This window comes from Roseateles sp. GW823-FHT07B05 (assembly GCF_058794515.1).
Genome location: NZ_JBXAGX010000010.1, coordinates 66,938 through 90,928, shown reverse-complemented (window position 1 = coordinate 90,928; position 23,991 = coordinate 66,938). Strand labels below are relative to the sequence as shown.

The 23,991-nt window shown below is 68.6% G+C and carries 27 protein-coding genes; 6 read left to right on the top strand and 21 right to left on the bottom strand.

What is annotated here, in order from left to right; translation table 11 throughout:
* The first annotated feature begins 10 nt into the window (after positions 1-10).
* From AC1Q7O_RS20145 to AC1Q7O_RS20130, 4 genes are all read left to right on the top strand, one after another.
* The gene (locus tag AC1Q7O_RS20145) at positions 11-1,180 is read left to right on the top strand and encodes an ABC transporter permease (RefSeq protein WP_492657677.1); all 1,170 of its coding nucleotides are present in this window, start codon (positions 11-13) and stop codon (positions 1,178-1,180) included.
* A 2-nt stretch (positions 1,181-1,182) separates the two neighbouring features.
* Positions 1,183-2,499 (top strand): ABC transporter permease, encoded by a 1,317-nt coding sequence (locus AC1Q7O_RS20140; protein ID WP_492657676.1) that lies wholly within the window; start codon positions 1,183-1,185, stop codon positions 2,497-2,499.
* A 100-nt stretch (positions 2,500-2,599) separates the two neighbouring features.
* The gene (locus tag AC1Q7O_RS20135) at positions 2,600-3,475 is read left to right on the top strand and encodes a DUF4394 domain-containing protein (RefSeq protein ID WP_492657675.1); all 876 of its coding nucleotides are present in this window, start codon (positions 2,600-2,602) and stop codon (positions 3,473-3,475) included.
* A gap of 128 nt (positions 3,476-3,603) precedes the next feature.
* Entirely contained in the window at positions 3,604-3,966 is a 363-nt protein-coding gene (locus AC1Q7O_RS20130) for a hypothetical protein (RefSeq protein WP_492662735.1), read from the top strand.
* Between the two features lie 9 nt (positions 3,967-3,975).
* Here the strand turns inward: AC1Q7O_RS20130 and fliR are convergent, their stop codons facing one another.
* The 13 genes from fliR to fliF all read right to left on the bottom strand — a co-directional run bounded on the left by fliR (position 3,976) and on the right by fliF (position 15,286).
* Positions 3,976-4,740 carry a flagellar biosynthetic protein FliR gene (gene fliR / locus AC1Q7O_RS20125; protein ID WP_492657673.1) on the bottom strand — a complete coding sequence of 255 codons (765 nt, stop codon included), beginning with the start codon at positions 4,738-4,740 and terminating at the stop codon, positions 3,976-3,978.
* A gap of 16 nt (positions 4,741-4,756) precedes the next feature.
* The gene (gene fliQ / locus AC1Q7O_RS20120; RefSeq protein ID WP_492657672.1) at positions 4,757-5,026 is read right to left on the bottom strand and encodes a flagellar biosynthesis protein FliQ; all 270 of its coding nucleotides are present in this window, start codon (positions 5,024-5,026) and stop codon (positions 4,757-4,759) included.
* 69 nt (positions 5,027-5,095) lie between these two features.
* The gene (gene fliP / locus AC1Q7O_RS20115) at positions 5,096-5,842 is read right to left on the bottom strand and encodes a flagellar type III secretion system pore protein FliP (RefSeq protein ID WP_492657671.1); all 747 of its coding nucleotides are present in this window, start codon (positions 5,840-5,842) and stop codon (positions 5,096-5,098) included.
* Entirely contained in the window at positions 5,832-6,155 is a 324-nt protein-coding gene (locus AC1Q7O_RS20110) for a FliO/MopB family protein (protein WP_492657670.1), read from the bottom strand. The genes fliP and AC1Q7O_RS20110 overlap by 11 nt, the downstream gene beginning before the upstream one ends.
* A 186-nt stretch (positions 6,156-6,341) precedes the next feature.
* Positions 6,342-6,749, bottom strand: a complete 408-nt coding sequence (gene fliN / locus AC1Q7O_RS20105) for a flagellar motor switch protein FliN (protein WP_492657669.1) — start codon at positions 6,747-6,749, stop codon at positions 6,342-6,344.
* 28 nt (positions 6,750-6,777) lie between these two features.
* Complete coding sequence (fliM, locus tag AC1Q7O_RS20100) at positions 6,778-7,782, bottom strand: flagellar motor switch protein FliM (protein WP_492657668.1); 1,005 nt, start codon at positions 7,780-7,782, stop codon at positions 6,778-6,780.
* Between the two features lie 13 nt (positions 7,783-7,795).
* Positions 7,796-8,392 carry a flagellar basal body-associated FliL family protein gene (locus AC1Q7O_RS20095; protein ID WP_492657667.1) on the bottom strand — a complete coding sequence of 199 codons (597 nt, stop codon included), beginning with the start codon at positions 8,390-8,392 and terminating at the stop codon, positions 7,796-7,798.
* Between the two features lie 124 nt (positions 8,393-8,516).
* The gene (locus tag AC1Q7O_RS20090; RefSeq protein WP_492657666.1) at positions 8,517-9,689 is read right to left on the bottom strand and encodes a flagellar hook-length control protein FliK; all 1,173 of its coding nucleotides are present in this window, start codon (positions 9,687-9,689) and stop codon (positions 8,517-8,519) included.
* A gap of 4 nt (positions 9,690-9,693) precedes the next feature.
* Positions 9,694-10,149, bottom strand: a complete 456-nt coding sequence (gene fliJ, locus AC1Q7O_RS20085) for a flagellar export protein FliJ (protein ID WP_492657665.1) — start codon at positions 10,147-10,149, stop codon at positions 9,694-9,696.
* A 72-nt stretch (positions 10,150-10,221) separates the two neighbouring features.
* Complete coding sequence (gene fliI, locus AC1Q7O_RS20080; RefSeq protein WP_492657664.1) at positions 10,222-11,649, bottom strand: flagellar protein export ATPase FliI; 1,428 nt, start codon at positions 11,647-11,649, stop codon at positions 10,222-10,224.
* A complete protein-coding gene (locus tag AC1Q7O_RS20075; protein WP_492657663.1) occupies positions 11,646-12,419 on the bottom strand; it encodes a FliH/SctL family protein in 774 nt (257 codons plus the stop codon). The genes fliI and AC1Q7O_RS20075 overlap by 4 nt, the downstream gene beginning before the upstream one ends.
* Before the next feature lie 9 nt (positions 12,420-12,428).
* The gene (fliG, locus tag AC1Q7O_RS20070; protein WP_492657662.1) at positions 12,429-13,424 is read right to left on the bottom strand and encodes a flagellar motor switch protein FliG; all 996 of its coding nucleotides are present in this window, start codon (positions 13,422-13,424) and stop codon (positions 12,429-12,431) included.
* A 170-nt stretch (positions 13,425-13,594) separates the two neighbouring features.
* Positions 13,595-15,286 (bottom strand): flagellar basal-body MS-ring/collar protein FliF, encoded by a 1,692-nt coding sequence (gene fliF / locus AC1Q7O_RS20065; RefSeq protein ID WP_492657661.1) that lies wholly within the window; start codon positions 15,284-15,286, stop codon positions 13,595-13,597.
* 147 nt (positions 15,287-15,433) lie between these two features.
* Between fliF and fliE the strand changes: the two genes are divergently transcribed.
* Positions 15,434-15,760, top strand: a complete 327-nt coding sequence (gene fliE / locus AC1Q7O_RS20060) for a flagellar hook-basal body complex protein FliE (protein WP_492657660.1) — start codon at positions 15,434-15,436, stop codon at positions 15,758-15,760.
* 227 nt (positions 15,761-15,987) lie between these two features.
* On the opposite strand, the gene AC1Q7O_RS20055 is transcribed toward fliE, so the two are convergent.
* From AC1Q7O_RS20055 to AC1Q7O_RS20020, 8 genes are all read right to left on the bottom strand, one after another.
* The gene (locus tag AC1Q7O_RS20055; protein WP_492657659.1) at positions 15,988-16,479 is read right to left on the bottom strand and encodes a pilus assembly FimT family protein; all 492 of its coding nucleotides are present in this window, start codon (positions 16,477-16,479) and stop codon (positions 15,988-15,990) included.
* Positions 16,476-17,207 (bottom strand): flagellar brake protein, encoded by a 732-nt coding sequence (locus tag AC1Q7O_RS20050; protein WP_492657658.1) that lies wholly within the window; start codon positions 17,205-17,207, stop codon positions 16,476-16,478. The genes AC1Q7O_RS20055 and AC1Q7O_RS20050 overlap by 4 nt, the downstream gene beginning before the upstream one ends.
* A gap of 156 nt (positions 17,208-17,363) precedes the next feature.
* Complete coding sequence (locus AC1Q7O_RS20045; RefSeq protein WP_492657657.1) at positions 17,364-17,663, bottom strand: flagellar protein FliT; 300 nt, start codon at positions 17,661-17,663, stop codon at positions 17,364-17,366.
* A gap of 35 nt (positions 17,664-17,698) precedes the next feature.
* On the bottom strand, positions 17,699-18,130 hold the full coding sequence (gene fliS, locus AC1Q7O_RS20040) for a flagellar export chaperone FliS (protein WP_492657656.1): 432 nt from the start codon (positions 18,128-18,130) through the stop codon (positions 17,699-17,701).
* Between the two features lie 191 nt (positions 18,131-18,321).
* The gene (fliD, locus tag AC1Q7O_RS20035; RefSeq protein WP_492657655.1) at positions 18,322-19,758 is read right to left on the bottom strand and encodes a flagellar filament capping protein FliD; all 1,437 of its coding nucleotides are present in this window, start codon (positions 19,756-19,758) and stop codon (positions 18,322-18,324) included.
* Between the two features lie 132 nt (positions 19,759-19,890).
* The gene (locus tag AC1Q7O_RS20030) at positions 19,891-20,874 is read right to left on the bottom strand and encodes a flagellin N-terminal helical domain-containing protein (RefSeq protein WP_492657654.1); all 984 of its coding nucleotides are present in this window, start codon (positions 20,872-20,874) and stop codon (positions 19,891-19,893) included.
* Positions 20,875-21,109: 235 nt separating this feature from the next.
* On the bottom strand, positions 21,110-21,958 hold the full coding sequence (locus tag AC1Q7O_RS20025; protein WP_492657653.1) for a flagellin N-terminal helical domain-containing protein: 849 nt from the start codon (positions 21,956-21,958) through the stop codon (positions 21,110-21,112).
* Between the two features lie 232 nt (positions 21,959-22,190).
* Positions 22,191-23,039, bottom strand: a complete 849-nt coding sequence (locus AC1Q7O_RS20020) for a flagellin N-terminal helical domain-containing protein (RefSeq protein ID WP_492657652.1) — start codon at positions 23,037-23,039, stop codon at positions 22,191-22,193.
* Between the two features lie 439 nt (positions 23,040-23,478).
* On the opposite strand from AC1Q7O_RS20020, the gene AC1Q7O_RS20015 reads away from it, so the two are divergent.
* Entirely contained in the window at positions 23,479-23,937 is a 459-nt protein-coding gene (locus AC1Q7O_RS20015; protein ID WP_492657651.1) for a hypothetical protein, read from the top strand.
* Positions 23,938-23,991 lie beyond the last annotated feature (54 nt).

Genomic DNA, 23,991 nt, shown 5'->3' with positions numbered 1-23,991 from the left:
AGGTGACGCCATGAAATACCTCCACCTCATCTGGGCTGCGCTGTTCAGGCGCAAGGGGCGCACCTTCCTGACGCTGGTGTCCATCATCACGGCCTTCCTGCTGTTCGGGCTGCTGGACGCGGTGCGCGTGGGCTTCGACCAGGCCGGGAAAAGTGCAAACGGGGCGCAACGGTTGCAGACCGGTGCCAGGCTCAGCTTCATCCAGCTGCTGCCAATGTCGCTGGGCGCGCGCATCGGGCAGATCGACGGCGTCAAGGACGTGGCCTTCGCCAACTGGTTCGGCGGCGCGTACCAGAAGCCCGAGAACCAGGTGTTCAGCTTCGCCGTGTCGCCCAACTACCTGGACGTCTACCCCGAGATGGACGTTTCGGCCGAGCACCGCAAGGCGTTCGCCGAAACCAAGGACGGCGTGCTCGTCGGCGAGGGGCTGGCCAAGAAGTTCGGCTGGAAGGTGGGCGACCAGATCCCGATGCAATCCACCATCTTTCCGGACCGCAACGGCAGCCAGAACTGGCCGTTCAAGATCGCCGGCCTCATCAAGGTGCCGGACAAGAAGAGCGGCGCGTTCTACGACCAGATGCTGCTGCTGAACTGGAAGTACTTCGACGACACGACGCCGTGGAACCAGGGCCAGGTGGGCTGGTACGTGACGCGCGTGAAGGACGTCAACCAGGCCGACCGCGTGCTCAAGGCCATCGACGAGATCTCGGCGAACTCCGACCACGAGACCCGCACGCAGACCGAGCAGGCTGCGATGTCTGCGTGGATGCGGCAGCTGGCCGACATCAACCTCATCGTCACCTCCATCATGGGCGCCGTGTTCTTCACGCTGCTGCTGCTGGCGGGCAACACGATGATGCAGGCGGTGCGCGAGCGCACCGGCGAGATTGCCGTGCTGAAAACGCTGGGCTTCTCCGGCGGCAGCGTGCTGGCCATGGTGCTGGCCGAGTCGGTGCTGCTGCTGCTGATCGGCGGCGGCGTGGGCCTGCTGCTGGCCAGCGTCATCGGTCCCGCCGTCAGCGCGGGCAGCGGCGGCGCGCTGAACCTGCCGGCCGCCGGCCTGACCAGCTGGCTGGTGGGCGTGGGCCTGGCGCTGCTGTTCGGCCTGCTGGTGGGCGCATTCCCGGCCTTGAGGGCGATGCGCGTGAACATCACCGATGCACTGGCCGGGAGGGCCTGACCATGAAGCTCCTGAAGAACCTCGGCCTTGTGCTGTTGATGGCCGTGCTGCTGGCCGGCTGGGTGGCGTTGCCCTGGTGGGGCGCGCTTGCGCTGGCGGTGCTGCTGGCGGCGTGGATGTTCCTGTTCCGCACCGGTGCGCAGGCGCGCTCGGTGGCGTCTGTGGGCCTCAGCACGCTGACGCAGCGGCTGGGCTCATCGGCCGTCATCGTCGTGGGCATCGCCGGAGTCGTGGGCGTGCTGGTGTCGCTGCTGGCGATGGCCGAAGGCTATGCGCGCACGCAGCGCAACTCGGGCAGCCTGGACACCGCCATCGTCATGCGCGGCGCGTCGGCCAACGAGGTGTCGTCGTCGCTGAGCCGCGAGGACATCGTGCAGATCGAGCAGGCGCCCGGCGTCGCCCGCAACGCCAAGGGCGAGCCCATCCTTTCGGCCGAGACCGTGGCCGCCGCCAACCTGCCCGTCAAGGGCAGCAAGACCGGCGACACGGGCAGTGCCCAGGTGCGCGGCGTCAGCGACGCAGCCTTTGCGGTGCGGCCCCAGGTGAAGATCGTCGAAGGCCGCAGCTTCCAGGCCGGCCTGCGCGAGCTCATCGTCGGCAAGGGGGCGGTGCGGCAGTTCGACGGCCTCACCGTCGGCGCGACGCTGAAGCTGGGCAACCAGCCGTGGACCGTGGTGGGCGTCTTCGCGTCGGGCGACGCGATGGAGTCGGAGCTGTGGGGCGATGCGAACGTTGTCAACGACGCCTACCGGCGTGGCGGCGGCCGCAACTCGGCGACGGTGAAGCTGGAGAATCCGGCGGCCATCAAGGCCTTCAGCGAGGCGCTGGAGGGCAACCCGCAGCTCAAGGTCAAGGCAACGACGACGCTGGAATTCTTCTCCAAGCAGGCCGAGCGCATGACGCAAATCCTGCGCATCATCGGCATCACGGTGGGCGCCATCATGGCCGTGGGCGCGGTGTTCGGTGCGCTCAACACGATGTTTGCCGCCGTCGCCAGCCGGGCCCGCGAGATCGCGACGCTGCGCGCCATCGGCTTCCGCGGTCTGCCGGTGGTGGTGGCGGTGATGCTGGAGACGACGCTGCTGGCGTTGCTGGGCGGCGCGATCGGCGGCTTCGTCGCGTGGCTGCTGTTCAACGGCTTCGAGGCGTCGACGATGTCGGCCGGGGCGGTCGGCAAGCTGAGCTTCAACCTCGCCGTGTCGCCGCAGCTGCTGTGGGAAGGCATCAAGTGGGCGCTGGCCATCGGCTTCGTCGGCGGGCTGTTCCCGGCCGTGCGAGCCGCCAGCCTGCCGGTGACGACGGCGTTGCGGGAGGCCTGAGCTCAAGTTAGGGAGAAGGGCGGTCGGCGCGCATCTGGCGCCGGTACCTGGTCGTAGGTGAAGACGTTCCCGTACCTCACCTTCACCAGGAGCACTTCCCATGACGTTCTTTTCTCGCACGGCGCTCGCCACGGCAGCGCTGCTGATGGCGGCCTCGGCCCAGGCGGTCACGCTGGTCGGCCTGAACAGCCAGGGCCAGATCAGCCGCATCGACACGGCCAACATCGCCGGCGCCACCAACACCGACATCTCCGGCCTGATGGCGGGGGATCGCCTCGTGGGGATCGACACGCGGCCCAAGGACGGCAAGGTCTACGGCGTCAGCACGCTGAACCAGATCTACACCATCAACGAGACGACAGGCGCCGCAACCTGGGTGGCCGCCCTGAGCGCCCCGGTGGTGCAGGCCAACCTGGGCTACGGCATCGACTTCAATCCGGTGGCGGACTTCGGCACCGGCGCGTCGCTGCGGCTGGTCAGTTCGGCCGGCGACAACTTCGCGATCAACGCCGCGACGGGCGCGGTTGGCAATGCGGCGAACAAGATCGCTGCTGGCTTCACGGGCGTGGCCTACACGAACTCGACGCTGATGCCCACCGCGGCGCCGGCGAGCACGGCGCTGTACTACATCGACGCGGCCACCGACACGCTGGCGATGGCGCCCTCGGCGTTCAACACGCCCACCATCACCACCGTCGGCGCTCTGGGCGTGGACGCGCTGAAGGCCAACGGCTTCGAGGTGCTGGGCAACGGCGAGGCCTATGCAGCCCTGAACGTGGACGCCGGCACGTCGCTGGCCACGGGCATCTACCGCGTCAACCTGGGCACCGGTGCGGCAACGCTGATCGGCACCTACAACGGCACGCTGTCGGGCCTGACGGTCAGTGCGGTGCCGGAGCCGAGCAGCTACGCGATGCTGGCGGCGGGACTGCTGGCGCTGGCGGCGCTGGCGGCGCTGCGCCGCCGCGCGACGTAAGCCTGCCGGGCGGCGGCGCGGTGGCAGCATGATGCGCCGACCGGGCGTGCATCCTGACGCCGAAGCCCTGTGGGTGCTGACCGACGTGGCATGCGCAGCAAGATTCATGACCCGATGACAATGTCCCGGTGGGCATGATGACTCGCTACTTCAAGCGCTTGCTGGCGCGTCTGCAAGGCCAGCGCCCCGCACTGGCGGCGGTTGTTGTCGATGCCGATGACATCGGCAGTGGCGACGACCGCCTTGTCTGGGATGACGTCCAGCGCGTTGAAGCCTACCGGCGGGATGCGTACATCGGCGACTGCCTCTGCCTGTCGTTCCAGGGACCGGGTGAGCGCTGGCTGGAGGTCTCCGAGGACTCGCCCAACTGGGCGTCGCTGGGCGAGACTGTCCATCGCGTTCTGCCCGTCGCCATGGCACCGCAGGACTGGGGTGTGCGCCTCATGGCAGCCTCTCCGGGGCAGTCCGTGAACGTCTACCGGAGACCTTGAAGCGGCGCCTCAGGTGAACGCCGCCAGCAGCCGCTCCAGCGCCACCGTGAACGGCGTCTGCATCAGCGGCAGCGTGGCCACCATGCCGATCAGCCCGACGCTGACGGTCAGCGGGAAGCCCACCGAGAACACGCCGATCTGCGGTGCCACGCGAGAGATCACGCCCAGCACGAGGTTGACGAACATCAGCATCGTGATGAGCGGCAGCGCGATCCACAGGCCGATATTGAAGATCTCGCCGCCCCATTTGTGCGGCTGGGCCATTCGCAGGAAGGCGAACGGCTCGGCGCCGACCGGGAAGGCGTGGAAGCTCTGCACCAGCGCGTTGATGAGCAGCAGGTGGCCGTTGATGGCGATGAACAGGAACGCCACCATGCTGCCGAAGAAGCGCGCGCTGGCGGTGCCCTGGGCGCCGGTGCCGGGGTCGAAGAAACCGGCGAAGTTCAGGCCCATCTGCAGGCCGATGATTTCACCGGCGAACTCAAGCGCCGCGAACACGATGCGCACTGCGAAGCCCATGGCCAGGCCGATCAGCAGTTGCTGCGCGATCAGCAGCGTCAGCATCGGCAGCGAGTCCAGCGGTGTGGGCGGGATGTCGGGCAGCGACGGCTGGGCCGCCACGGCGATGAACAGCGACAGGCCGATGCGCAGCCGCAGCGGCACGTTGCGCTGGCTGAACGTGGGCATGCCGGCGAACAGCGCCAGCGTGCGGATGAAGGGCCACAGCAGCGGGTTCAGCCACGCCAGCAGCTGGGCTTCGGTGACGCTGAACATCGGAGGAAGGGCGCGCTCAGCCGACGACGTTCGGGATCGTCATCAGCGTGCGCTGGATGTAATCCACCAGCTGCGTGACCATCCACGGCCCGGCGGCAGCCAGCGTCAGCACGGCGGCGATGACCTTGGGCACGAAGGACAGCGTCGCCTCGTTGATCTGCGTCGCGGCCTGGATCACGCTGATGACCACGCCCACCAGCAGCACGACGATGAGGATGGGTGCGGACACCAGCATCAGCATGTACAGGCCCTGCTGGCCGAAGGTGAAGACTTGTTGTGCGTCCATAAATCTCAGTCAGTTGGGGACAGAGCTGCTCGCTTCGCTCGGGCGGTCTGTCCCGCAGATTCAGTTGCTTCAGGTGACGAAGCTGGCGGCGAGTGAGCCCAGCAGCAGGTTCCAGCCGTCCGCCAGCACGAACAGCATCAGCTTGAAGGGCAGCGACACGAGCACGGGCGACAGCATCATCATGCCCAGGCTCATCAGCACGCTGGCCACGATCATGTCGATGACCAGGAACGGGATGAAGATCAGGAACGCGATCTGGAAGGCGCTCTTCAGCTCGCTGGTCACGAAGGCCGGCACCAGCACCTTGAAGGGCACGTCCTCGGGCTTGATGCCGTTGTCCAGCTTGGCCAGCCGCGCGAACAGCGCGACGTCCGCCTGGCGCGTCTGCTTGAGCATGAAGCCGCGCATGGGCACCTCGGCCCGCTTGAGGGCTTCGTCGAACTGGATGGTGCCGGCGCTGTAGGGCTGCCAGGCCTCGGCGTAGACCTTGTCCAGCGTCGGGCTCATGACGAAGAAGGTCAGGAACAGCGACAGGCCCACGATGACCTGGTTGGGCGGCGAGGCCTGCGTGCCCAGCGCCTGGCGGGTCAGGCTCAGCACGATGGCGATGCGCGTGAACGCCGTCATCATCAGCAGCACCGCGGGCAGGAAGCCCAAGGCGGTGAAGAACAGCAGCGTCTGGATGGGCACCGAGTAGCTGCTGCCACCGGCGCCCTGGCCGACCAGCAGCGGCAGCGTTGCTGGCGGGCTCTGCGTCTGCGCGATGGCGCTGCCTGCGGCGAGCAGCGCCAGGCCGATCAGGTGCTTAGGCCGCATTGCCGCGCTCCTTCTTGAGCAGCGTGGCGAACGTGGCCGGTGCCGGGGGCTCGGCCTGCGGTGGCAGCGTGTGCAGCGTCGTGATGCTCTGGGCTGTCGCGCCCAGCACCAGCCAGCGGCGGTCCTCGCCCTGGCCCACCTCGACGACCAGCAGACGCTGGTTGGGCGACGTGGGCAGCTGCGCGACGACGCGCAGCACGCCCGCCGCCGCCGCGCCGCCCATCGGCGTGCGCTTGAGCAGCCACAGCGCGACGGGGATCAGCGCGATGATCCCGAGGAACCACAGGAAGGGGAGCAGGCCGGAAGCGTTCATGCCTCGGCATTCTGCGGAGCGACTTGAGCCCCCGAACCGCCTAAATGGCCGGCCAAACCTGCGCTAGTCCGACGACCGCCGCCGCCGAAGGCGCGGCGACATCAAGGCAGCCGCTGATCCGGCTTTGCCGGTCAGCTGGCGTTGCCCCCTTGAGGGGGCCGGCGAAGCCGGTACGGGGTGGGCCGTCTATGCGGCCTTGGACAACCGGCGCATGCGCTCGGACGGCGTGACGATGTCGGTCAGCCGGATGCCGAACTTGTCGTTCACAACCACCACCTCGCCCTGCGCGATCAGGTAGCCGTTGACCAGCACGTCCATCGGCTCGCCAGCCAGCGCGTCCAGCTCGACGACGGAGCCCTGGGCCAGCTGCAGGATGTTCTTGATCGGGATGCGCGTGCGGCCCAGTTCCACGGTCAGCTGGACGGGGATGTCCAGGATCATGTTGATGTCGCCCGCCGGGCCGCCCGCCGTGGTGGGCGTGAAGTTGGCGAAGCTGGGCGTGGAGACCTGCTCGGGAACTTCGGCCACGACCTCGGTAGACGCAGGCGCGGCGGACGAGGCTTCGGCCAGCGCCGCCGCCCATTCAGCCGCCATTGCGTCCTGTTCTTCTTGGCTGGGTGAATCAGGTGTCATGTTTGGCTCCCAGCCAGCTCTCTTGAGAGCCGGTCAGCATCTTGTCGATCTTGAGGGCGTAGCGCCCGTTGGACGTGCCGTAGTGGCACTGGAAGACGGGCACGCCATCCACCTTGGTCTGGATCAGCGGGTCCAGGTCCAGCTCGATGAAGTCGCCGGGCTTGAACGCGAGCAGCTGCTCCACCGTCGCCGGCGCCGTGCCCAGCTCGGCCACCAGCTCCACCTCGGCGGCCTGGATCTGCGTCTTCATCAGGTTGATCCAGCGGCGGTCGGGCTCGGAGGAGTCGCCCACCGTCGTGGAATACAGCACGTCGCGGATGGGCTCCAGCGTCGAGTACGGGATGCAGAAGTAGATCGTGCCGCTGGTCTCGCCGATCTCCAGCGTGAACGAGGTCGACACGACGATCTCGCTGGGCGTGGCGATGTTGGCGAACTGGGGCTGCATCTCCGAGCGCTGGTATTCCAGCTCCAGCGGGTAGATGCCTTTCCAGGCCTTGTGGTACTCCTGCAGGATCACTTCCACGATGCGCGTGATGACGCGCTGCTCGGTGGGCGAGAAGTCGCGGCCTTCGATGCGGGCGTGGAACTTGCCGATGCCGCCGAACAGGCTGTCGATGACGGCGAACACCAGGGTCGGGTCGCAGACGATGAGCCCGCTGCCGCGCAGCGGCTTCACCGACACGATGTTGAAGTTGGTCGGGACGACGATCTCGCGCAGGAAGGCGCTGTACTTCTGCACCTTGATGCCGCCGATGGCGACTTCCGGGCTCTTGCGGATGAAGTTGAACAGGCCCACGCGGATGTTGCGCGCGAACCGCTCATTGATGATCTCCATCGTGGGCATGCGCCCACGGACGATGCGTTCCTGGCTCGCGAGGTTGTACTCGCGTATGCCGCCGACCTGCTCCTCCTCCTGCTCGAGCTTCTGGCTCTCGCCGGTGATGCCCTGGAGCAGTGCATCGACTTCGTCTTGGGAAAGGATCTGCTGATTCATGGTGAATCCGCGGTCACTGCACGATGAAGTTGGAGAAGAGCACCTGCGTGATGGGGCTCTCGACGGCCGCCTTCTTTTTCTTCTTCTTCTTTTTCGGCGCGTCGGCCGGCGGTTCCTCGTCCTCGTCCTCGAGCTCGATGCCCATGGGGCGCACCGACTCGCGCATGATGTCCTTGGCCAGCTTTTCCTTGCCCTCGCGCGTCAGCAGTTCGACGGCGGTCTTGTGCGCCAGCACCATCAGCACGTTGCTGCGGATGGCCGGCATGTAGGCCTTGATCTGCTCGGCGAACTTGGGGTCCTCGACCTCCAGCGTGATGCCGATCTGCGCGAAGCGGTCCACGTCCTTGTCGGCCAGGTTGACCGTGAACGGGTCCAGCGGCACGAACGTGGGCGGGTGGTCGCTCTTGGGCTTGGGCTTGGCCTTGGGGGCGTGGTCCTCGGCGGCGACATCGCCCTCCTCGCCGTCCTCGGCGGGCTTTTTCTTCAGCAGCATGAAGGCCGCGCCACCGCCGCCCAGCACCAGCACGAGCACGGCCGCCAGGATGATGATCAGCTTTTTGCTGCCGCCGCCCTTGGGCGCGGCCTCTTCGGCAGCCGGCGCAGTCGCCATGAGAACTCCTTGAACAGCACGCCCACGGCACGCGGTGGACGTTTCTATGGCCGATTATTGACGTCGGCCCGGCCTGGCAAGCCTCAATTAGGTGGCGCCTGCCGTGGCTATTTCCACTTCAGGCTCAGGCGAAGGTGTCGAGCAGGCCCACGCTGCGGCGTGCTGGCGGCGCGCCGGGGGTGGCTGCGGCACCGACGCGGTCGTCGCCGCTGCGTGAGCCGCGGGCCGTGCCGCGGTCGTCGTCCCGCTCGCCCTCGTGATTTGCGTCACGCGAAGCCTGCTGGAACACGCCGCCGCCGGCGAGTGTGAGGCCCTGGCCCTGCAGCGCGGCGGCCAGGTCGGGCAGGCTCTGCTCCAGCGCCTGGCGGGTCTCGGCCTGCGCGGCGTGGAAGGACACCTGGGCCTGGCTGCCGTCGACGGTAATCTGCACCGTCACCGGGCCCATGTCGGCCGGGTTGAGCTGCAGCTGCGCTTGCTGCACGCCGTCCACGGCCAGCAGGCTGACGCGGGCGCCCAGCTCCGGCGCGAACGCGTGGCTCTGCACGGGGGCCTGCACGCCGGCGTAGGTGGTGGCGGGAGCGGCGCCGGCCGCCGCGTTGGGCGTAGGCAGCGCCTGCGCCAGCACCGCGGCGAAGCTGGGCGAGGCCGGGGCCGGCGCGGCGGGTGCGGGCTCGCTGGCAGGCTGTGATGCGGCGGCCGTCTGCAGCGCGTCCGTGTCGGCGCGTGCGGCCTTGCCGGCATCGGCGCGAAGGTCGCCGGCCCGGGCCGGCGCGGCAGCGGCGGCTTCGACCGGGCTGCGGCCACCGTCGGCGGCCACGCCGCGCGTGCCGGTGCGGCCGGTGGGCGCGTCGTCGTCGCTGGCGGCCGCGTTGCGGCTGCGGTGCGTATCGTTCCTCGCGAGGGCCTCGGGCTGTGCGGCCGTCATGCCGAGCAACTGCGTGAACTCCTTCAGCTCCGGCGTGTCGGTGGCGTCGTCCTCGTCGGCGCTGGCCGCCACGGCGTCGGTGGCGGTTTCGGCGTCGGTCTTGTCGGCCGGTGCCTTGGCCTCGGCTTTGGGAGCGGCCTCTGCTGGGCGCTGCTGAGCGGGCTTGGCGGGCTGTGCCGGGCGGCGCCGGGCGGCGGCCTGCGCCGAGCGCGCCTCGTCCGCCGCGGTATCGGCTTCTGGCGGGGCGGGTGGCGGGGCCTGGCTGGTCAGGAACTGCGCGAAGCTCGGGCCGGCGGACTGTGGCGGCTGGGCGCTGGCCGGGGCGGTCGGCGGCAGCGCGGCGGGCTTGGGGGCGATGTTCTGGGCAAGCATGGCGTCAGGCGTGGGCGGTGCGGCGCAGGTGGGCGCGGGCGGCGAACTCGTCGGTGGCGCGCTGTTCGCGGCGCTGGGCCTGCTTGTCGGCCTCGGCCCGGCGTCGGGCGATCAGCTGGCGCAGCGCGGCCACACGCAGTTCGGCCTGGCGCAAAGCCTCGCGGGCGCGCTGCACGCGCTGGTCGGCGTGGTTGGCGACGTGGCCCTGGGTGTCGACGGCCTGGTTCAGCCGCTGGCCGAAGCTCTGGTAGCAGCCGACGAGGCTCATCGTCGTGCCCTGCGAGAAGCTCTGCGTCCAGCGCTGCTGGTAGTCCTGTCGGTAGCCGGCCAGTTCGCCGTGCTGCGCGCGGGCGGCATCGGCCTGCGTGCTGGCGGTGTGCAGCGCGCGGGCCGCGGCATCGCGCTCGCCTTCGGCGCGTTCCAGCAGCAGGCTCAGGGTATCGGTGGCAGTGGCACTCATCGGGGGCTCCAGCGCTGCGCCCGGCACGGCGGCCCGACGCTCTGTCGTTATCGGCGGGCGCCACCCGGAGGTTTAGGCGCCCTGGACCACAGCCTGCAGCTGGTTGACGCTGGCGTGAAGAAGTGCCGGGCTGTGCATGTCCTGCTGCAGCAGCCGCGTCATGTCGGCATGCAGGCGCACGGCCATGTCCAGCTCGGGGTCCGCGCCCGGGGCGTAGGCACCGAGCTGGATCAGGTCGCGGGCCTTGTTGTATTTCGCCAGAAGCTGGCGAAACCGACGCGCGGAATCGACCTGGTTTTGGGGTGCAACACTGGTCATCACCCGCGAAACGCTACGCTCGATGTCGATGGCCGGGTAGTGACCCGCCTCGGCCAGCTCGCGGGAGAGCACGATGTGGCCGTCCAGGATGCCGCGCGCCGCGTCGGCAATCGGGTCCTGCGGGTCGTCGCCCTCGGTCAGCACCGTGTAGAACGCGGTGATGGAGCCCTCGCCGGGCAGGCCGTTGCCGCTGCGCTCCACCAGCTGTGGCAGCTTGGCGAAGCAGCTGGGCGGGTAGCCCTTGGTGGCCGGCGGCTCGCCGATGGCCAGCGCGATCTCGCGCTGGGCCATCGCGTAGCGGGTCAGCGAGTCCATCAGCAGCAGCACGTGGCGGCCCTGGTCGCGGAAGTATTCGGCGATGGCCGTGGCGTAGTGCGCACCCTGCATGCGCATCAGCGGCGGCGCATCGGCCGGCGCGGCGACGACGACGCTGCGGCGCAGGCCGTGCTCGCCCAGGATGTCCTCGATGAACTCCTTCACCTCGCGGCCGCGCTCGCCGATGAGGCCCACGACGATGACGTCGGCCTGCGTGTAGCGGGCCATCATGCCCAGCAGCACCGATTTGCCGACGCCGGTGCCGGCGAACAGCCCCAGGCGCTGGCCGCGCCCGACGGTGAGCAGCGCGTTGATGGCGCGCACACCGGTGTCCAGCGGCGTGCGCACGGGGTCGCGGTCCATCGCGTTGATGGGACGGCGCACCATGGGCTCGTTGTGGATGGCGCTGAGCTCGCCGCCGCGGTCCAGCGGGTGGCCGTGCGGGTCCACCACGCGGCCCAGCAGGCCGTCGCCCATGGGCAGGTGCAGGCCGCGGTCCTCGCCGCGGCGCCAGGGGTGCAGAGGCTGGCCCAGCTGAGGCGCCAGCGGCGGCAGGTGGCGCGGCACGACGGTGGCGCCGCTGGACAGGCCCTGCACCTCGTCGGTGGGCATCAGGTAGGCGCGGTCACCCGAGAAGCCGACCACCTCGGCGTTCACCGGCGCGAGGCCGCGGCGCGGCGAGTTGCCGGAGCTTGGCATCTGGATGCGGCATACCGACCCCAGCGGCACCTTGATGCCGGTGGCTTCCAGCACCAGGCCGGCCACGCGCACCAGCTTGCCCTGCGACTCCAGCGGCGCGGCGTTGCCGGCCAGCGTTTCGAGGTCGGCCAGGTAGCGCTGCCAGCGCTCGGTACGCGCGGACGTCATTCGTCCTCCGCCCGGCGGTCTTCCCAGATGGACTGCTGGCCGATGGCCGACACGGCCTGCTGCCAGCGCGCCGCGATGGTGGCGTCGACGCTGGCGATGTCGGCGTCCACCTTGACGCCGCCGCGCGCCACGTCGACGTCGGGGATGAGCTGGGCCTCGCGGGCCTGCAGCTCCTGGCCGGCGCCGTCCTGCACCAGCGGGAAGTCATCGGGATGCACGCGCACGCGCACATGGCGCGCGGAGAGCTGCAGCGCCTCGACGGCATCGTGTGCGACGCGGGCGATCAGTTCCGGCCGCTGCGTGAGCTCACTGCGCACGACCTGGCGGGCCAGTTCCACGGCGATGCGGGCGACGGACTGGGCCATCTCGCCCTCCAGCGCCTGCAGCTCGTCATCGAAGTTCTTCACGACCACGCCGACCTGCGCGCTGATCTGCTGCGCGAAGCTGTGCTTGAAGGCGTCCAGCGCGGCCATGCCGTCGCGGTAGCCGTCCTGGTAGCCGCTCTGGCGGGCGGCGTGCAGCTGTTCATGCACGCTGGGCTCGGGCGGAGGAGGGGGCTGCACCGGCGCAGCGGCCGGCGGCGGCGGGGCCGCGACCCCGGGGCGCATCGGCGCGAACGGTGAGGGCGCCGAGTCGCCCAGACTGTCCAGGCTCCAGGCCTTGGCACCCTGGACTTCCTCGCCGGGAATGAAGCGCGCGTAGCTGCCGCGCCGCTCGCCTTCGCGGCGGTCGGGCGGGGGAACTTGCCGGGGTGGTTGTCGCGTGACCATGGCGCGACCTTAAACGAACTGGTCGTCGCCGCCGCCGGCCAGCACGATCTGGCCCTCGTCCACCAGGCGGCGCACGATCTTGAGCATTTCCTTCTGCTCCGCCTCCACCTCCGACAGCCGCACCGGGCCGCGGGTCTCGAGGTCTTCGCGCAGCGTCTCGGCGGCGCGGCTGGACATGTTGCGAAAGATCTTCTCGCGCAGGTCGGCGCTGGCGCCCTTGAGCGCGACGATGAGGCTCTCGCTCTGAACTTCCTTGAGCACGGCCTGGATGCCCTTGTCGTCGATCTTGTTCACGTCGTCGAACGTGAACATGTTGTCCATGATCTTCTGCGCCAGGTCGGCGTCGGCCTCGCGGATGTAGTCCAGCACCGAGGCCTCCACGCTGGAGCCCATCATGTTGATGATCTCGGCCGCCGTCTTGGCGCCGCCCAGCGAGCTCTTCTTCATGCGCTCGCCGCCGGCCAGGATCTGGCTCATGACCTCGTTGAGGTCCTTCAGCGCGGTGGGCTGGATGCCGTCCAGCGTGGCGATGCGGATCAGCACCTCGTTGCGGCCGCGTTCGGTGAAGGTCTTCAGCACCGAGCTGGTCTGGTCGAAGTCCAGGTGGGCCAGGATGGCCGCAATGATCTGCGGATGCTCGTTGCGCAGCAGCTCGCCGACGCTGGTGGCGTCCATCCACTTCAGGCTCTCGATGGACGACACGTCGCTGCCCTGCAGGATGCGGTCCAGCAGCAGGTTGGCCTTGTCCTCGCCCAGCGCCTTGCGCAGCACGGCGCGCACGTACTCGTCGGTGTCGGTCACCAGCGTGCTCTGCGTCTCGGCCACCGCGTCGAACTTCTCCAGCACCTGCTCGACCTGGGCGCGCTTGATGACCTTGAGCTTGGCAATGGTCTCGCCCAGCGCCTGCACTTCCTTGGGCGACAGATGCTTGAAGACCTCGCTGGCCTCTTCCTCGCCCAGCGACATCAACAGGATTGCAGCGTTCTCTAAGCCTTTGTCGTCCATCTCGCCACCTTAACCGCCCGAAGCGTAGTGCCCCTTCGGGCCGAGCGCCGGGCCGCCCCAAGCCGGCCCGCGGGCGATGTGCATTCGGCTCAATGCCGAATGCATCGCCGTCCCCTCGGGGGACCGGCCAGGCTTGCCCGCGTTCAGCGTGGCAAGACTGGACGAGGGGCTCATGCTGTCTGTCCTTCCATCCAGTCGCGCATGATGTTCGCGACCGCCACCGGATTGTCGCGCGCCAGCGCCCGGGCGCGGTCGAGCTTGTCGTTGTGCAGCGGCGCCTCCAGCCTGGGCATGCCGTCGGCGCCCGGCAGCAGCTCGGTGTCGTCCACGACCTCGTCGACGGTCTCGGGCTTTTCCTCCGGCGGCAGCGGTGCGGCGGCCTTGATGGCGGGGCGGATCATGCCGAACACGGCGATCAGCGCGATGGCCACGAACGCCAGCGGCACGATGGCGCTGCGGGCGATGTCCAGCAGCCAGGGCTGCTTCCAGATCGGCACGTCGACGGGCTCGGTCTTGTCGACGACGAAGGGCGCGCTGACGATCTTGACCGAGTCGCCCCGGTCGGCGTTGAAGCCCATGGCTTCCTTGACGAGGTCGGTCAGCCGCGTGATCTCCTCGGCGGGCACCGGCTGCTGCGTCGTCTTGCCCTTGGCGTCGGTCACCGAGCGATGGTTGACGACGATGGCCGCGTTCAGCCGCTTCACGTTGCCGACCGCGCCGCGCGTGACGCGCACTGTCTTGTCGACCTCGTAGTTGGTGACCTGTTCCTTGCGGCTGCTGTTCTGGCCGGCGCCGCCCTGGGCGGCCTGCAGCGGCGCGCTAGCGCCGTTGACGGGTGCCGTGGCCGGCACGGGCGGCTGGTTGGTGGCCGCGCCAGGCACGCCGGTGGGCGGTGCGGCGTTGGCGTTGGTGCTCTCGCTGTTCTGGCTGGAGCGCACCGAGGCCTGCGCGTTGGGGCCCTGGTTGGGGCGGTATTCCTCGGCGGTGGCCTCGGTCTGCGAGAAGTCCACATCAGCCGTCACGCTGGCGCGCAGGTTCTCGCGGCCCACCACCGGCTCCAGCAGTTCGAAGATGCGCTTGTTGTAGCCGGCCTCGACCTGCTGCTTGTAGAGCAGCTGCTGCGTGTCCAGCCCGGTCGCCGCATCGGAGCCGGTCTGGGAAATCAGCGCGCCGGTCTGGTCCAGCACGCTGACGGCCTTGGGGTTCAGCTCGGGCACGGCGTTGGAGACGAGGTGCACGATGCCAGCCACCTGGCTGCGGTCCAGCGTGCGGCCGCCGCGCAGCGTCAGCACGACCGAGGCGCTGGGCTTCTGCTGCTCGCGGAAGAAGCCGTTCTGCTGCGGGATGGCCAGGTGAACGCGCGCGTCGGCGACGTCGTTGGTCGTCTTGATCGAGTGCGCCAGCTCGCCCTCCAGCCCGCGCTGGAAGTTCAGCCGCTCGGCGAACTGGGTCTGGCCGATGGAGGACTTGTCCATCAGCTCGAAGCCCACCGCGTTGCCGGCGCCGCCGCCCTTGGGCAGCCCCTGTGCGGCGAGCTTCATGCGCAGTTCGTACACCTGGCCCGCGGGCACGAGGATGGTGCCGCCGGCCTCGTGCTTGTAGGGCACGTTCAGCGCCGACAGCTGGCCGATGACGGCGCCGCCGTCCTTGTCCGACAGGCCCGTGAACAGCGGTCGGAAGTCTCCCTGGCTGGACCACAGCGTGATGGCCAGCACCGCGCCGGCGAGCGCCAGCAGGCCGGCGCCCATCGTGAGCTTGCTGCGCAGGGGCAGGCCGTTCAGTCGCTGTGCGAAGTTGGGCGGCTCGACCGGCGTGATCAGGGCCGGTGCGGTGGCAGCGTTGGCGCTCAGGGCGTTGTCCATCGGGTGGGCGGGTACGGCGGGGCCGGGGGATCCGGCGATGGCGCAAATTATTTGGGCCGGGCCCCCTCAAGAAAGCGCCGAAGTAGCCGACCCCACCCGCGTATCTCGGTGCTTCGCGCAGGCGGCTTGCTGCCACAGTGCTGCCCCATGGACATGAAGCTGCGCCCCTTCGACTTCGCCCAGGCCGCCGCCCGGGCGGGGCTGGCGGTCAACGGCACACCGCTCGCGCCCAAGCCGGCCGCCACGGCCGGTGCCAGTTTCGGCGACGCGATGACGCAGGCGCTGAAGAACGTCAGCGCCCAGCAAAGCGAGGCGACGCGACTGCAGCGCGAGGTGCAGCTGGACAACCCCACCGTCAGCCTCGAAGAGACCATGGTCGCCATGCAGAAGGCGCAGATCGGCTTCCAGGCGACGCTGCAGGTGCGCAACCGGCTGGTCTCGGCGTATTCCGAGATCATGAACATGCAGGTGTGAGCGGGCGCCCCTCGACCAGGCTCGCCGCGCTGTACGCGGGTGACCCTGATCGGGACCGCGCAGCGGCCAGCGGCAGCTGCGCTTCGGCAGGCACATTGAGCCCACTGGGCTCAATGTGCCTGCCGAAGCCCCCGAGGGGACGGCGATGCTTGCGGCATCGAGCCGCAAGCACATCGCCCGCGGGGCCGGCTTGGGGCGGCCCGGCGCTCGGCCCTAAGACGCCACCTTCAGCAGTTTCCCTTGCGGGCGTCGGTGCCGCAGATGGAGGGGCGGCCCAGCGGGTTCAGGTCGATGTAGAGCTGCTGGTTGCGGTCGTTGGAGATGCCGATGCGCGTCCAGTCCAGCGCCGTGCCGATGCCCGCCTGGAAGGCGACTCCCTGGCCGGACTGCAGCAGCGTGCCCTTGTGATCGCGCGACGACACGCTGCCCAGCTCGCAGCGCGGCGTGGCGGTGGCACAGTCGCAGGCCGTCGCCCGGCTGGAGCCCCAGCACCATTGCGGGCCGCTGTGGAAGCTCACGTGGATGTCACGTCGCTCGTCCACGCTCAGCGCGCGGGCGCGGCGCAGGTCCATCTCCAGCAGCTCGGCGACATGGCGCAGGCGCTGGCGTGCGACGTAGCTCGCATAGCTGGGCACCGCGGCCGACAGGATGATGGCCAGCACGGCCATGACGAAGACGGCCTCGATCAGCGTGAAGCCCCGCCGGCGCCGCAGCGTCATAGGTCCAGCTTGAGCAGCCGGCGTCGCTTCTGCGTCTGGTCCACGTAGACCTGCAGCGAGCGGCTGGCGGCGGCGTCCAGGTCGACGAAGGAGCAGCCCAGCTGCCGGGTGCCGTGCACGTCGCCTGCGATGGCGCTGGCGTGGTGGGGCAGCAGCGTCACGCGCAGCGCGGTGATGCGGTCCAGCTCCAGCACCGGGCCGGCGGTCGGTTGCCCTGCGGGCAGTGCGGGTGCGTCGGCCGGCAGGGCCAGCGCGAGGCCGCCGATGCTGATGTCCAGCACGCGCAGCGCGCGGCCGGGCTGAGCGCCGCCGGGCAGCACGACACGCGGGTAGATGCTGCCGGCCGGCTGCACGCGGAAGGACTGGCGGCGCTGGAAGCGATACAGCCGCTCGGGCAGGCTGCTGCGCAGCACGGCGCCCTGTTCGCCGCTGACGAGGACGGCGTCGTCCAGCTCAAACTGCAGCTTGACGGCACCCAGGTAGGCCACGGCCGTGATCTCGCCGCTGGCCACCAGCGCCTGGCTGATGCCATCGGGGTCGGCGCCCAGCTCCAGTCCCAGCACGCCGGCGGCGGTGTCCAGCGTGGCGATGTGGCCGGCCAGGCTCTGGCCCGGCGGGCCGCTCAGCAGCACGGTGGCGTTGTCGCGCTGCAGCTGCTGCAGATAGCCGGCGATCTCGGCCGGCGCAGCGACGCGGAATTCTTCAGGGGCGGCTTCAGGGGCGCTCATGCGGGAGATGGTAGTCGCGGCGCCAGTCGCGGGACAGTGTGCGGCCGGCATCCGTTCACGGTCTCGCCGACGGATTTGCGGGCCGAGCGCCGGGCCGCCCCAAGCCGGTCCGTCTGGCTCGCCGGCGTTCAGCCGGTGCGAGCCAGACGAGGGGCGTCAGTGAACCATCCGGCTCTTGCCCTTCAGCACATGATCCAGGTCTTCCAGCCACGGCTCGGCCAGGTGGCGGATCTCGGCGTCGTTCAGCAGGATGCGCTGCATGATGCGCGTCTTGAGCTGCGACTCGCCGGCGCTGAGCTGGTTCTGGTGGGCTGCGGCCTTGAGCTGGGAGATCAGCAGCACGCAAGCGCCTTCGAGCTTGACGACTTCGTCCCAGTTGCCGGTGCGGGCCGCAGACAGCATGTCGGCGCTGGCTTGCTCGATGGCTTCGTAGTAGTTCAGCAGGTCGGAATTCATTGCGGGGTCACCGGAAGTGGGCAGGGACGAGACGCTCACGCGGCGCGGGCGGTGCTGCCCAGGGCGGCGGGGGTCTGGCTGATGGCGGCCCAGGCTTCACGCACCGGACTCAGCAGGCGCTGGCACTCCTCGATGGCGGCGATGTCGCTGCGCAGGTTGGCCTGCGTCAGCCGGGTGCAGACGTAGCCGTACAGGTCGCGCAGGTCGTTGGCCAGCTGGCCGGCCGACAGGTCCAGACCGGCGCGCAGGCCTTCGTCCAGGATGCGCACCGCGCGGCCGAGAGCGCGGCCCTTGAGCTCGACGTTGCCGGCCTGGATGGCCTGCGTGGCCTGGGTCATCGCATCGAAGACGCCGTCGAACAGCATGGCGACCAGGCGGTGCGGGCTGGCGGCCTGCACGTCGGTCTCCAGGCCGACCTTGGCGTAGAAGGTGGCGCTCTGGTTGCGGGCTGCGAAGGGGGAGGACATGTTGCCGTACATGGGGTCTCGCGGAGGTGGCGTCGTGTTGACTGTTTTTCGGCCTCCGCCGGGGGGAACTTGAGGGGGTCTTCACCGGAACATGTGCCGGACTTGGCGCCTATTCGGCGGCTTGGGGTGAGCCGGAAATGACAACGGCGGCCCGGAGGCCGCCGTGAATGGCAGGGCGCCATGCGCGCGGGTCACGAACTGCTGTTGTTGAGCTTGTTCATTTGCGTCGTCACGTAGCTGGACAGGCCGTTGAGCTGGCTCATCTGCGTGTCCAGCGCGGTGTAGCGCGCACGCAGGCGCTTCTCGGTCAGCGCGACGCGGTCTTCAAGCTTGTCGATGCTCTTGTTGTTGCTGTCGATGAGCTTCTGCAGGCCGGCCTGCTTGGTGCTGACGCGGCCATCGGTGCTCAGCGCGCCGTCGACATAGCTGCGGATGCGCTGCGCGAAACCGTCGTTGCTGCTGTTGCTGCCATCCAGACCCATGAACAGCTTCTTCACCGTGTCGATGTCGCTCAGCGCGGTGTTGAGCTTGGCGTCGGTGACCTTGAGGTTGCCGTCGGTGCCGGCCTCCAGGCCGATCTGCGCCAGCCGGCTGAGGCTGCCGGCCAGCGACGTGGTGCCGCCGATGATGCTGCGCAGCTGGCTCTGCAGGCCGACGGCGGTGGAGTCGCCCTGCAGCGGGCCGGCCGTCTTGCTGCTGGAGTCGTACTTGGTCTGGTCGCGCAGCAGCGCGTTGACGGCGTTGTAGGCGGTCGTGAAGTCGGTGATGAGCTTCTTGATCGAGTCCTTGTCCTGGCTGACGGCGATGCTGGCCGGGATGGTGGACGTCTTCAGCAGCGTGATGTTGAGGCCGTCGATGGCCTCCTTCAACGAATTGGTCTCGGAGCTGACCTCGATGCCGTTGATCAGCGCGCGGGCGTTCTGCGCCGGAAGCGTCTGGATCAGCGACGTGACGCCGATGCGCGGGTCGTAGCCCAGGTCGGCCAGACCGCCGCCGGCATCGATGCGGAAGGCGTTGGTCTCGCCGCTGGCGGTGGAGCGCAGCGTCAGCCGGGCGCCGTTGGCGTCGTTGATGATGGAGGCGGTCACACCGGCATTGGCGCCGTTGATGGCGTCGCGGATGCCGGCCAGCGTGTCCTGACCTTCGCCGATGTTGATCGTGATGGGCGTGGCGCCGGCCTTGTCGGTGAAATCGGTGTACGTCGGGGGTGTGCCGCCGTCGGTCGTCCATTTGCCCAGCGTGATGGTCAGGCTGCCCTGGCCCACGGTGGTGGTCGAGCTGGCGTAGGGTGTGCCGCTGACCAGCGTCTGCGACTGGGCCAGCGCCTGCGCCGTGACGGACACGCTGCCGGTGGCCGCGCCGGCGCCGGCCGACACCGTCACGGACGTGGGGTCGCTGGACGTCGCGAGCGTGCCGCTCCAAGTGGTCGGGTTGGTGAGCTTGGAGGCGGCATCCCGCAGCGTCGACAGTGCGCTCTGCACCTTGCCATACGACGACAGCTCGGTCTTGAGCCCGTCGACCCTCTTGCTGATCTGCGTGATGGGCGTGCGCTCGAGCGCGACCAGCTTGCTGACGATGTCGTCAACATTGAGTCCACTGCCGAGGCCGGCCGAGCTGATGGTTGCCATGCTGTATGGAAGATCAGGAATGTTGCCCGCAAGTGTCGGGGGTGCGGGCGTGTTTCACCAATGAAAAAAGCCGATATGCCAAGGCGATATCGGCCGGTGTTTCCGGAACTTTAGGCCCGGACGAAAACTTTTTCAGCGTTGCAGCAGCGACAGCACCTGCTGCGGCAGCTGGTTGGCCTGGGCCACCATCGCGTTGCCGGCCTGCTGCAGGATCTGCGCCCGGCTCATGTTGGACGTTTCCTGCGCGAAGTCGGCGTCCATGATGCGGGATCGGGCCGAGGTCTGGTTCTCGACGGCCACCTGCAGGTTGGAGATGACGGCGTCGAAGCGGTTCTGCGTGGCACCGAAGGTGGAGCGGGCCAGGTTGACCTGCGCCAGCGCGAAGTCCAGGAACTGCACGGCCACCAGCGGGTCGCCCTCGTCGCCGGCGGCGCCGCCCGGGGCGGGCAGCGTGGCGGCGGCAAAGTCCACCGCGGCGGTCGGCGGCAATCCGGCGTTGCTGCTGCCGGCCGAGCCCAGGATGTTGATCTTGGTCTTGTTGACCGCGGCTTCCAGCGCACCGTCGTTGCCGGTGGGGGTGCCCGTGGTGCCCAGCGTGGTGCCCAGGATGTCGCTCTGCGTGATGACGATCTGGTCGTCGGCGGTCGCGTTGGCGCCGCACTGGAAGCTGAACGAGGCGCTGGTGCCGCCGGCAAAGCCGGTCAGGATGGGCGAGCCGTTGAAGTTGGTGTTGCGCATCAGGCGCCCCACCTCGGTCTGCAGCTGCGTGAACTCGTTGTTCAGCGCGGCCCGGTCCTGGGTGTTGTTGGTGCCGTTGGAAGCTTGCACGGCCAGCTCACGCATGCGCTGCAGCATGTCGCCGACCTTGCCGAGCGAGCCTTCCGCCGTCTGCGCCAGCGAGATGCCGTCGTTCGCGTTGCGGATGGCGACGTTCATGCCGCGCACCTGGGTGTTCATGCGCTCCGCGATGGCCAGGCCGGCAGCATCGTCCTTGGCCGAGTTCACGCGCAGGCCGGAAGACAGGCGTTGCATCGACGTCGACAACGACGACTGCGACGCGTTCAGGTTCCGCTGCGCATTCAGCGAGACGATGTTGGTGTTGATGGTCTGGGGCATTGACGCACTCCTCGGATATCAGTCCGGACCGCATGAAGCGTCGATCCGATGGGCTGAATTCTGAAAGTGCGTGCCGCCGGCAAAAGCCCGATCAACGGGCCAAACCACGGCTATTCCAGGCCTCTGCGGGCCAGCGTCAGGGCAGGGGAGTTGGGTGCCGCCGCGGTGCCCGGCCGGGCCGGCACCGCGGCCGGTGCCTCGTCGTCAAGGGCGTTGCCGCCCTGGTTTTCCGCGCTCAGCTGCGCAGCAGGGCCAGCACTTGCTGCGGCAGCTGGTTGGCCTGCGCGATCATCGTGTTGCCGGCCTGCTGCAGGATCTGCGCCCGACTCAGGTTGGCCGTTTCAACGGCGAAGTCGGCATCCATGATGCGGCTCCGCGCGGCGCTCTGGTTCTCCACCGAGATCTGCAGGTTGGAGATCACTGCGTCGAACCGGTTCTGCGACGCACCCAGCGTGGCGCGCTCGCCGTTGACCTTGTCCAGCGCCTTGTCGATGTTGTTGACCACCGTGTCGATGGCGGTGCCGATGGCGGTGTTGTCGATGACGGCGGCGGTGCCGGTCACGTCCGTGATTTCCGTCGCGGTCGTCATGTCCGTGGTGGCCACGTCGATGCGGTCGTTGTCGGTGGTGTTGGCGCCGACCTGGAAGGTCTGCGAGCCCGAGTTGCCGGCGAGGATGGCCAGGCCGTTGAAGGTGGTTCCTGCCAGCACGCGCTGGATTTCCTTCTGCAGTTCGGCGAACTCCTTGTTCAGCGAGTCCTTGTCGGCGCTGGTGTTGGTCGCGTTGCGGGCCTGCACGGCCAGCTCACGCATGCGCTGCAGAGCGTCCCCCACCTTGGACAGCGCGCCTTCGGCGGTCTGCGCGAGCGAGATGCCGTCGTTGGCGTTGCGCACGGCGACGTTCATGCCGCGCACCTGCGCATTCATGCGCTCGGCAATCGCCAGGCCGGCAGCGTCGTCCTTGGCCGAGTTCACACGCAGGCCGGAGGACAGACGCTGCATGGACACCGACAGCGACGACTGCGACATCGCCGTGTTGCGTTGGGCGTTGACCGAAGCGAGGTTGGTGTTGATGACTTGAGGCATGGTTCAATCCTTTCGTGACGAGGCGTCTGGTACGTAGTCCTCGAATGAATCGCGAACCCGTTGAGATGCTTATCGTCGTGACGATGGATTGACTTGAATCCTTTTTGCACGTGGCCCTAAAAGCGCCGCCCGCTGGGGGCGGAGCGGCGTTCAAGGTGCTTGTGCTGGTGGCGTGAGGACTTCCGTCTTCAGCGTGGACGTTTCACTCAGGGCCAGCGGTGCTGGCCCGGCGTCATCGAAGCAAGGACAGGACCTGCGACGGAATCTGGTTCGCCTGGGCAATCATTGCGTTGCCGGCCTGCTGCAGGATGTTGGCCCGCGACAGGTTGGCGGTTTCCTGTGCGAAGTCCGCGTCGGTGATGCGGCTCTTCGCAGCGCTCTGGTTCTCCACCGAGATCTGCAGGTTGGAGATGACGGCGTCCAGGCGGTTCTGCGATGCACCCAGCGTGGCGCGCTCACCGTTGACCTTGTCGATCGCCTTGTCGATGTTGTTGATCACCGTGTCGATGGCGGTGCCGTTGGCGGTGTTGTCGATCAGGGCGGCGGTGCCGGTCACGTCCGTGACTTCCGTCGCGGTCGTCATGTCCGTGGTGGCCACGTCGATGCGGTCGTTGTCGGTGGTGTTGGCGCCGACCTGGAAGGTCTGCGTGCCCGCGGCGCTGGTGGCCAGGATGGCGCGGCCGTTGAAGGTCGTGCCGCCCAGCACGCGCTGGATTTCCTTCTGCAGCTCGCCGAATTCCTTCTGCAGGGAGTCCTTGTCGGCGCTGGTGTTCGTGGCGTTGCGCGCCTGCACCGACAGTTCACGCATGCGCTGCAGCGAGTCGTTCACCTTGGACAGTGCGCCGTCGGCGGTCTGCGCCAGGGAGATGCCGTCGTTGGCGTTGCGGATGGCCACGTTGGAGCCGCGCACCTGGGCGTTCAGGCGCTCCGAGATGGCGAGGCCGGCGGCGTCGTCCTTGGCAGAGTTGACTCGCAGGCCCGATGACAGGCGCTGCATTGCCACGGACATGGAGGCCTGTGACGTGGACGCGTTGCGCTGCGCGTTGAGCGACAGCAGATTGGTGTTGATGACCGAGGCCATGATGCGCTTCCTTTTCAGCTAGAGAGAACCCGGCAATAGCGCCGGACGAAGACCCAGGTGCCCGGGTGCGGCACCCGTGCTGCCCCAATGGCAGGACTTGCGACCCACCGCTGTGGCGACGCCCGGCGCCGGTCAACCGACAGGTCATGTCACCGCCCAGGGGGCAATGTCACAACTTCTCGGCCTTCCAGCCGGACCACGGAACTGTTTGCAGCGCCGTTGGATTGGCTATCGGTGTGGCGGACAAGTTTCTTTAGCTCGATTTGTCAAGAGCGTGATCTTTTGAATAAAAGGTGCTGCAACAGCCTGTTCTTCGGATCGACCCCGGGCGCGAAAAGCGCGCCGGAAAGCCGGGGCTTTTCAGTGGATCGGCGCGGTGACCCGTTCCTAAAGTGCGGCACATCCCGGCCGAACCCTGCGCCGGCCCTGGAGTCCCGCAATGCGAGCCCTGTCTTCGTCGTCACGCAAGAACGCCCACCGCCCCGTCGCCGTCCCCAGCAACGATCCCAAGCTGCTGCTGGCGCGCGCCCGCAACGCGGCGTTTGCCGAGGCGGCCAAGGGCAATGTGGGCGGTGGCCTGGGCATGCTGTATGACGCGCTGCAGGACGAGCCCATGAGCCACGACCTGCTCTCGGACATGGCGGCGTTGCTGCTGGCCGCCGGCAAGCTGGAGCATGCCGGCGCCTACGCCGACCGTGCACTGCAGGCCTGCCCGCTGCACGGCCCCAGCCTCTACACGCTGGCGTTCTCGCTGTCCGGCCGCGGCGAGGTGGACCGCGCCATCGGCGTGCTGACCGAACTGCAGCACGGGGCCGGCCGGGACAGCCTGCAGGCCGAGGCGCCGGAACTGGTGCCCGTCGCGATGATCGAGCTGGAGCGACTGCGCAGAATGCGTTGACCCCCTGCCCACAGTACACCCCGACGCCCAACACCGAGGCCCCGCAGCGAAAGC

Excerpts from the sequence above, each read along its gene's own strand:
- AC1Q7O_RS20145 (WP_492657677.1), top strand. The coding sequence starts at position 11 with ATGAAATACCTCCACCTCATCTGGGCTGCGCTGTTCAGGCGCAAGGGG.
- AC1Q7O_RS20140 (WP_492657676.1), top strand. The coding sequence starts at position 1,183 with ATGAAGCTCCTGAAGAACCTCGGCCTTGTGCTGTTGATGGCCGTGCTG.
- AC1Q7O_RS20135 (WP_492657675.1), top strand. The coding sequence starts at position 2,600 with ATGACGTTCTTTTCTCGCACGGCGCTCGCCACGGCAGCGCTGCTGATG.
- fliR (WP_492657673.1), bottom strand. The coding sequence starts at position 4,740 with ATGTTCAGCGTCACCGAAGCCCAGCTGCTGGCGTGGCTGAACCCGCTG.
- fliQ (WP_492657672.1), bottom strand. The coding sequence starts at position 5,026 with ATGGACGCACAACAAGTCTTCACCTTCGGCCAGCAGGGCCTGTACATG.
- fliP (WP_492657671.1), bottom strand. The coding sequence starts at position 5,842 with ATGCGGCCTAAGCACCTGATCGGCCTGGCGCTGCTCGCCGCAGGCAGC.
- AC1Q7O_RS20110 (WP_492657670.1), bottom strand. The coding sequence starts at position 6,155 with ATGAACGCTTCCGGCCTGCTCCCCTTCCTGTGGTTCCTCGGGATCATC.
- fliN (WP_492657669.1), bottom strand. The coding sequence starts at position 6,749 with ATGGCGGCTGAATGGGCGGCGGCGCTGGCCGAAGCCTCGTCCGCCGCG.
- fliM (WP_492657668.1), bottom strand. The coding sequence starts at position 7,782 with ATGAATCAGCAGATCCTTTCCCAAGACGAAGTCGATGCACTGCTCCAG.
- AC1Q7O_RS20095 (WP_492657667.1), bottom strand. The coding sequence starts at position 8,392 with ATGGCGACTGCGCCGGCTGCCGAAGAGGCCGCGCCCAAGGGCGGCGGC.
- AC1Q7O_RS20090 (WP_492657666.1), bottom strand. The coding sequence starts at position 9,689 with ATGCTTGCCCAGAACATCGCCCCCAAGCCCGCCGCGCTGCCGCCGACC.
- fliJ (WP_492657665.1), bottom strand. The coding sequence starts at position 10,149 with ATGAGTGCCACTGCCACCGATACCCTGAGCCTGCTGCTGGAACGCGCC.
- fliI (WP_492657664.1), bottom strand. The coding sequence starts at position 11,649 with ATGACGTCCGCGCGTACCGAGCGCTGGCAGCGCTACCTGGCCGACCTC.
- AC1Q7O_RS20075 (WP_492657663.1), bottom strand. The coding sequence starts at position 12,419 with ATGGTCACGCGACAACCACCCCGGCAAGTTCCCCCGCCCGACCGCCGC.
- fliG (WP_492657662.1), bottom strand. The coding sequence starts at position 13,424 with ATGGACGACAAAGGCTTAGAGAACGCTGCAATCCTGTTGATGTCGCTG.
- fliF (WP_492657661.1), bottom strand. The coding sequence starts at position 15,286 with ATGGACAACGCCCTGAGCGCCAACGCTGCCACCGCACCGGCCCTGATC.
- fliE (WP_492657660.1), top strand. The coding sequence starts at position 15,434 with ATGGACATGAAGCTGCGCCCCTTCGACTTCGCCCAGGCCGCCGCCCGG.
- AC1Q7O_RS20055 (WP_492657659.1), bottom strand. The coding sequence starts at position 16,479 with ATGACGCTGCGGCGCCGGCGGGGCTTCACGCTGATCGAGGCCGTCTTC.
- AC1Q7O_RS20050 (WP_492657658.1), bottom strand. The coding sequence starts at position 17,207 with ATGAGCGCCCCTGAAGCCGCCCCTGAAGAATTCCGCGTCGCTGCGCCG.
- AC1Q7O_RS20045 (WP_492657657.1), bottom strand. The coding sequence starts at position 17,663 with ATGAATTCCGACCTGCTGAACTACTACGAAGCCATCGAGCAAGCCAGC.
- fliS (WP_492657656.1), bottom strand. The coding sequence starts at position 18,130 with ATGTCCTCCCCCTTCGCAGCCCGCAACCAGAGCGCCACCTTCTACGCC.
- fliD (WP_492657655.1), bottom strand. The coding sequence starts at position 19,758 with ATGGCAACCATCAGCTCGGCCGGCCTCGGCAGTGGACTCAATGTTGAC.
- AC1Q7O_RS20030 (WP_492657654.1), bottom strand. The coding sequence starts at position 20,874 with ATGCCCCAGACCATCAACACCAACATCGTCTCGCTGAATGCGCAGCGG.
- AC1Q7O_RS20025 (WP_492657653.1), bottom strand. The coding sequence starts at position 21,958 with ATGCCTCAAGTCATCAACACCAACCTCGCTTCGGTCAACGCCCAACGC.
- AC1Q7O_RS20020 (WP_492657652.1), bottom strand. The coding sequence starts at position 23,039 with ATGGCCTCGGTCATCAACACCAATCTGCTGTCGCTCAACGCGCAGCGC.
- AC1Q7O_RS20015 (WP_492657651.1), top strand. The coding sequence starts at position 23,479 with ATGCGAGCCCTGTCTTCGTCGTCACGCAAGAACGCCCACCGCCCCGTC.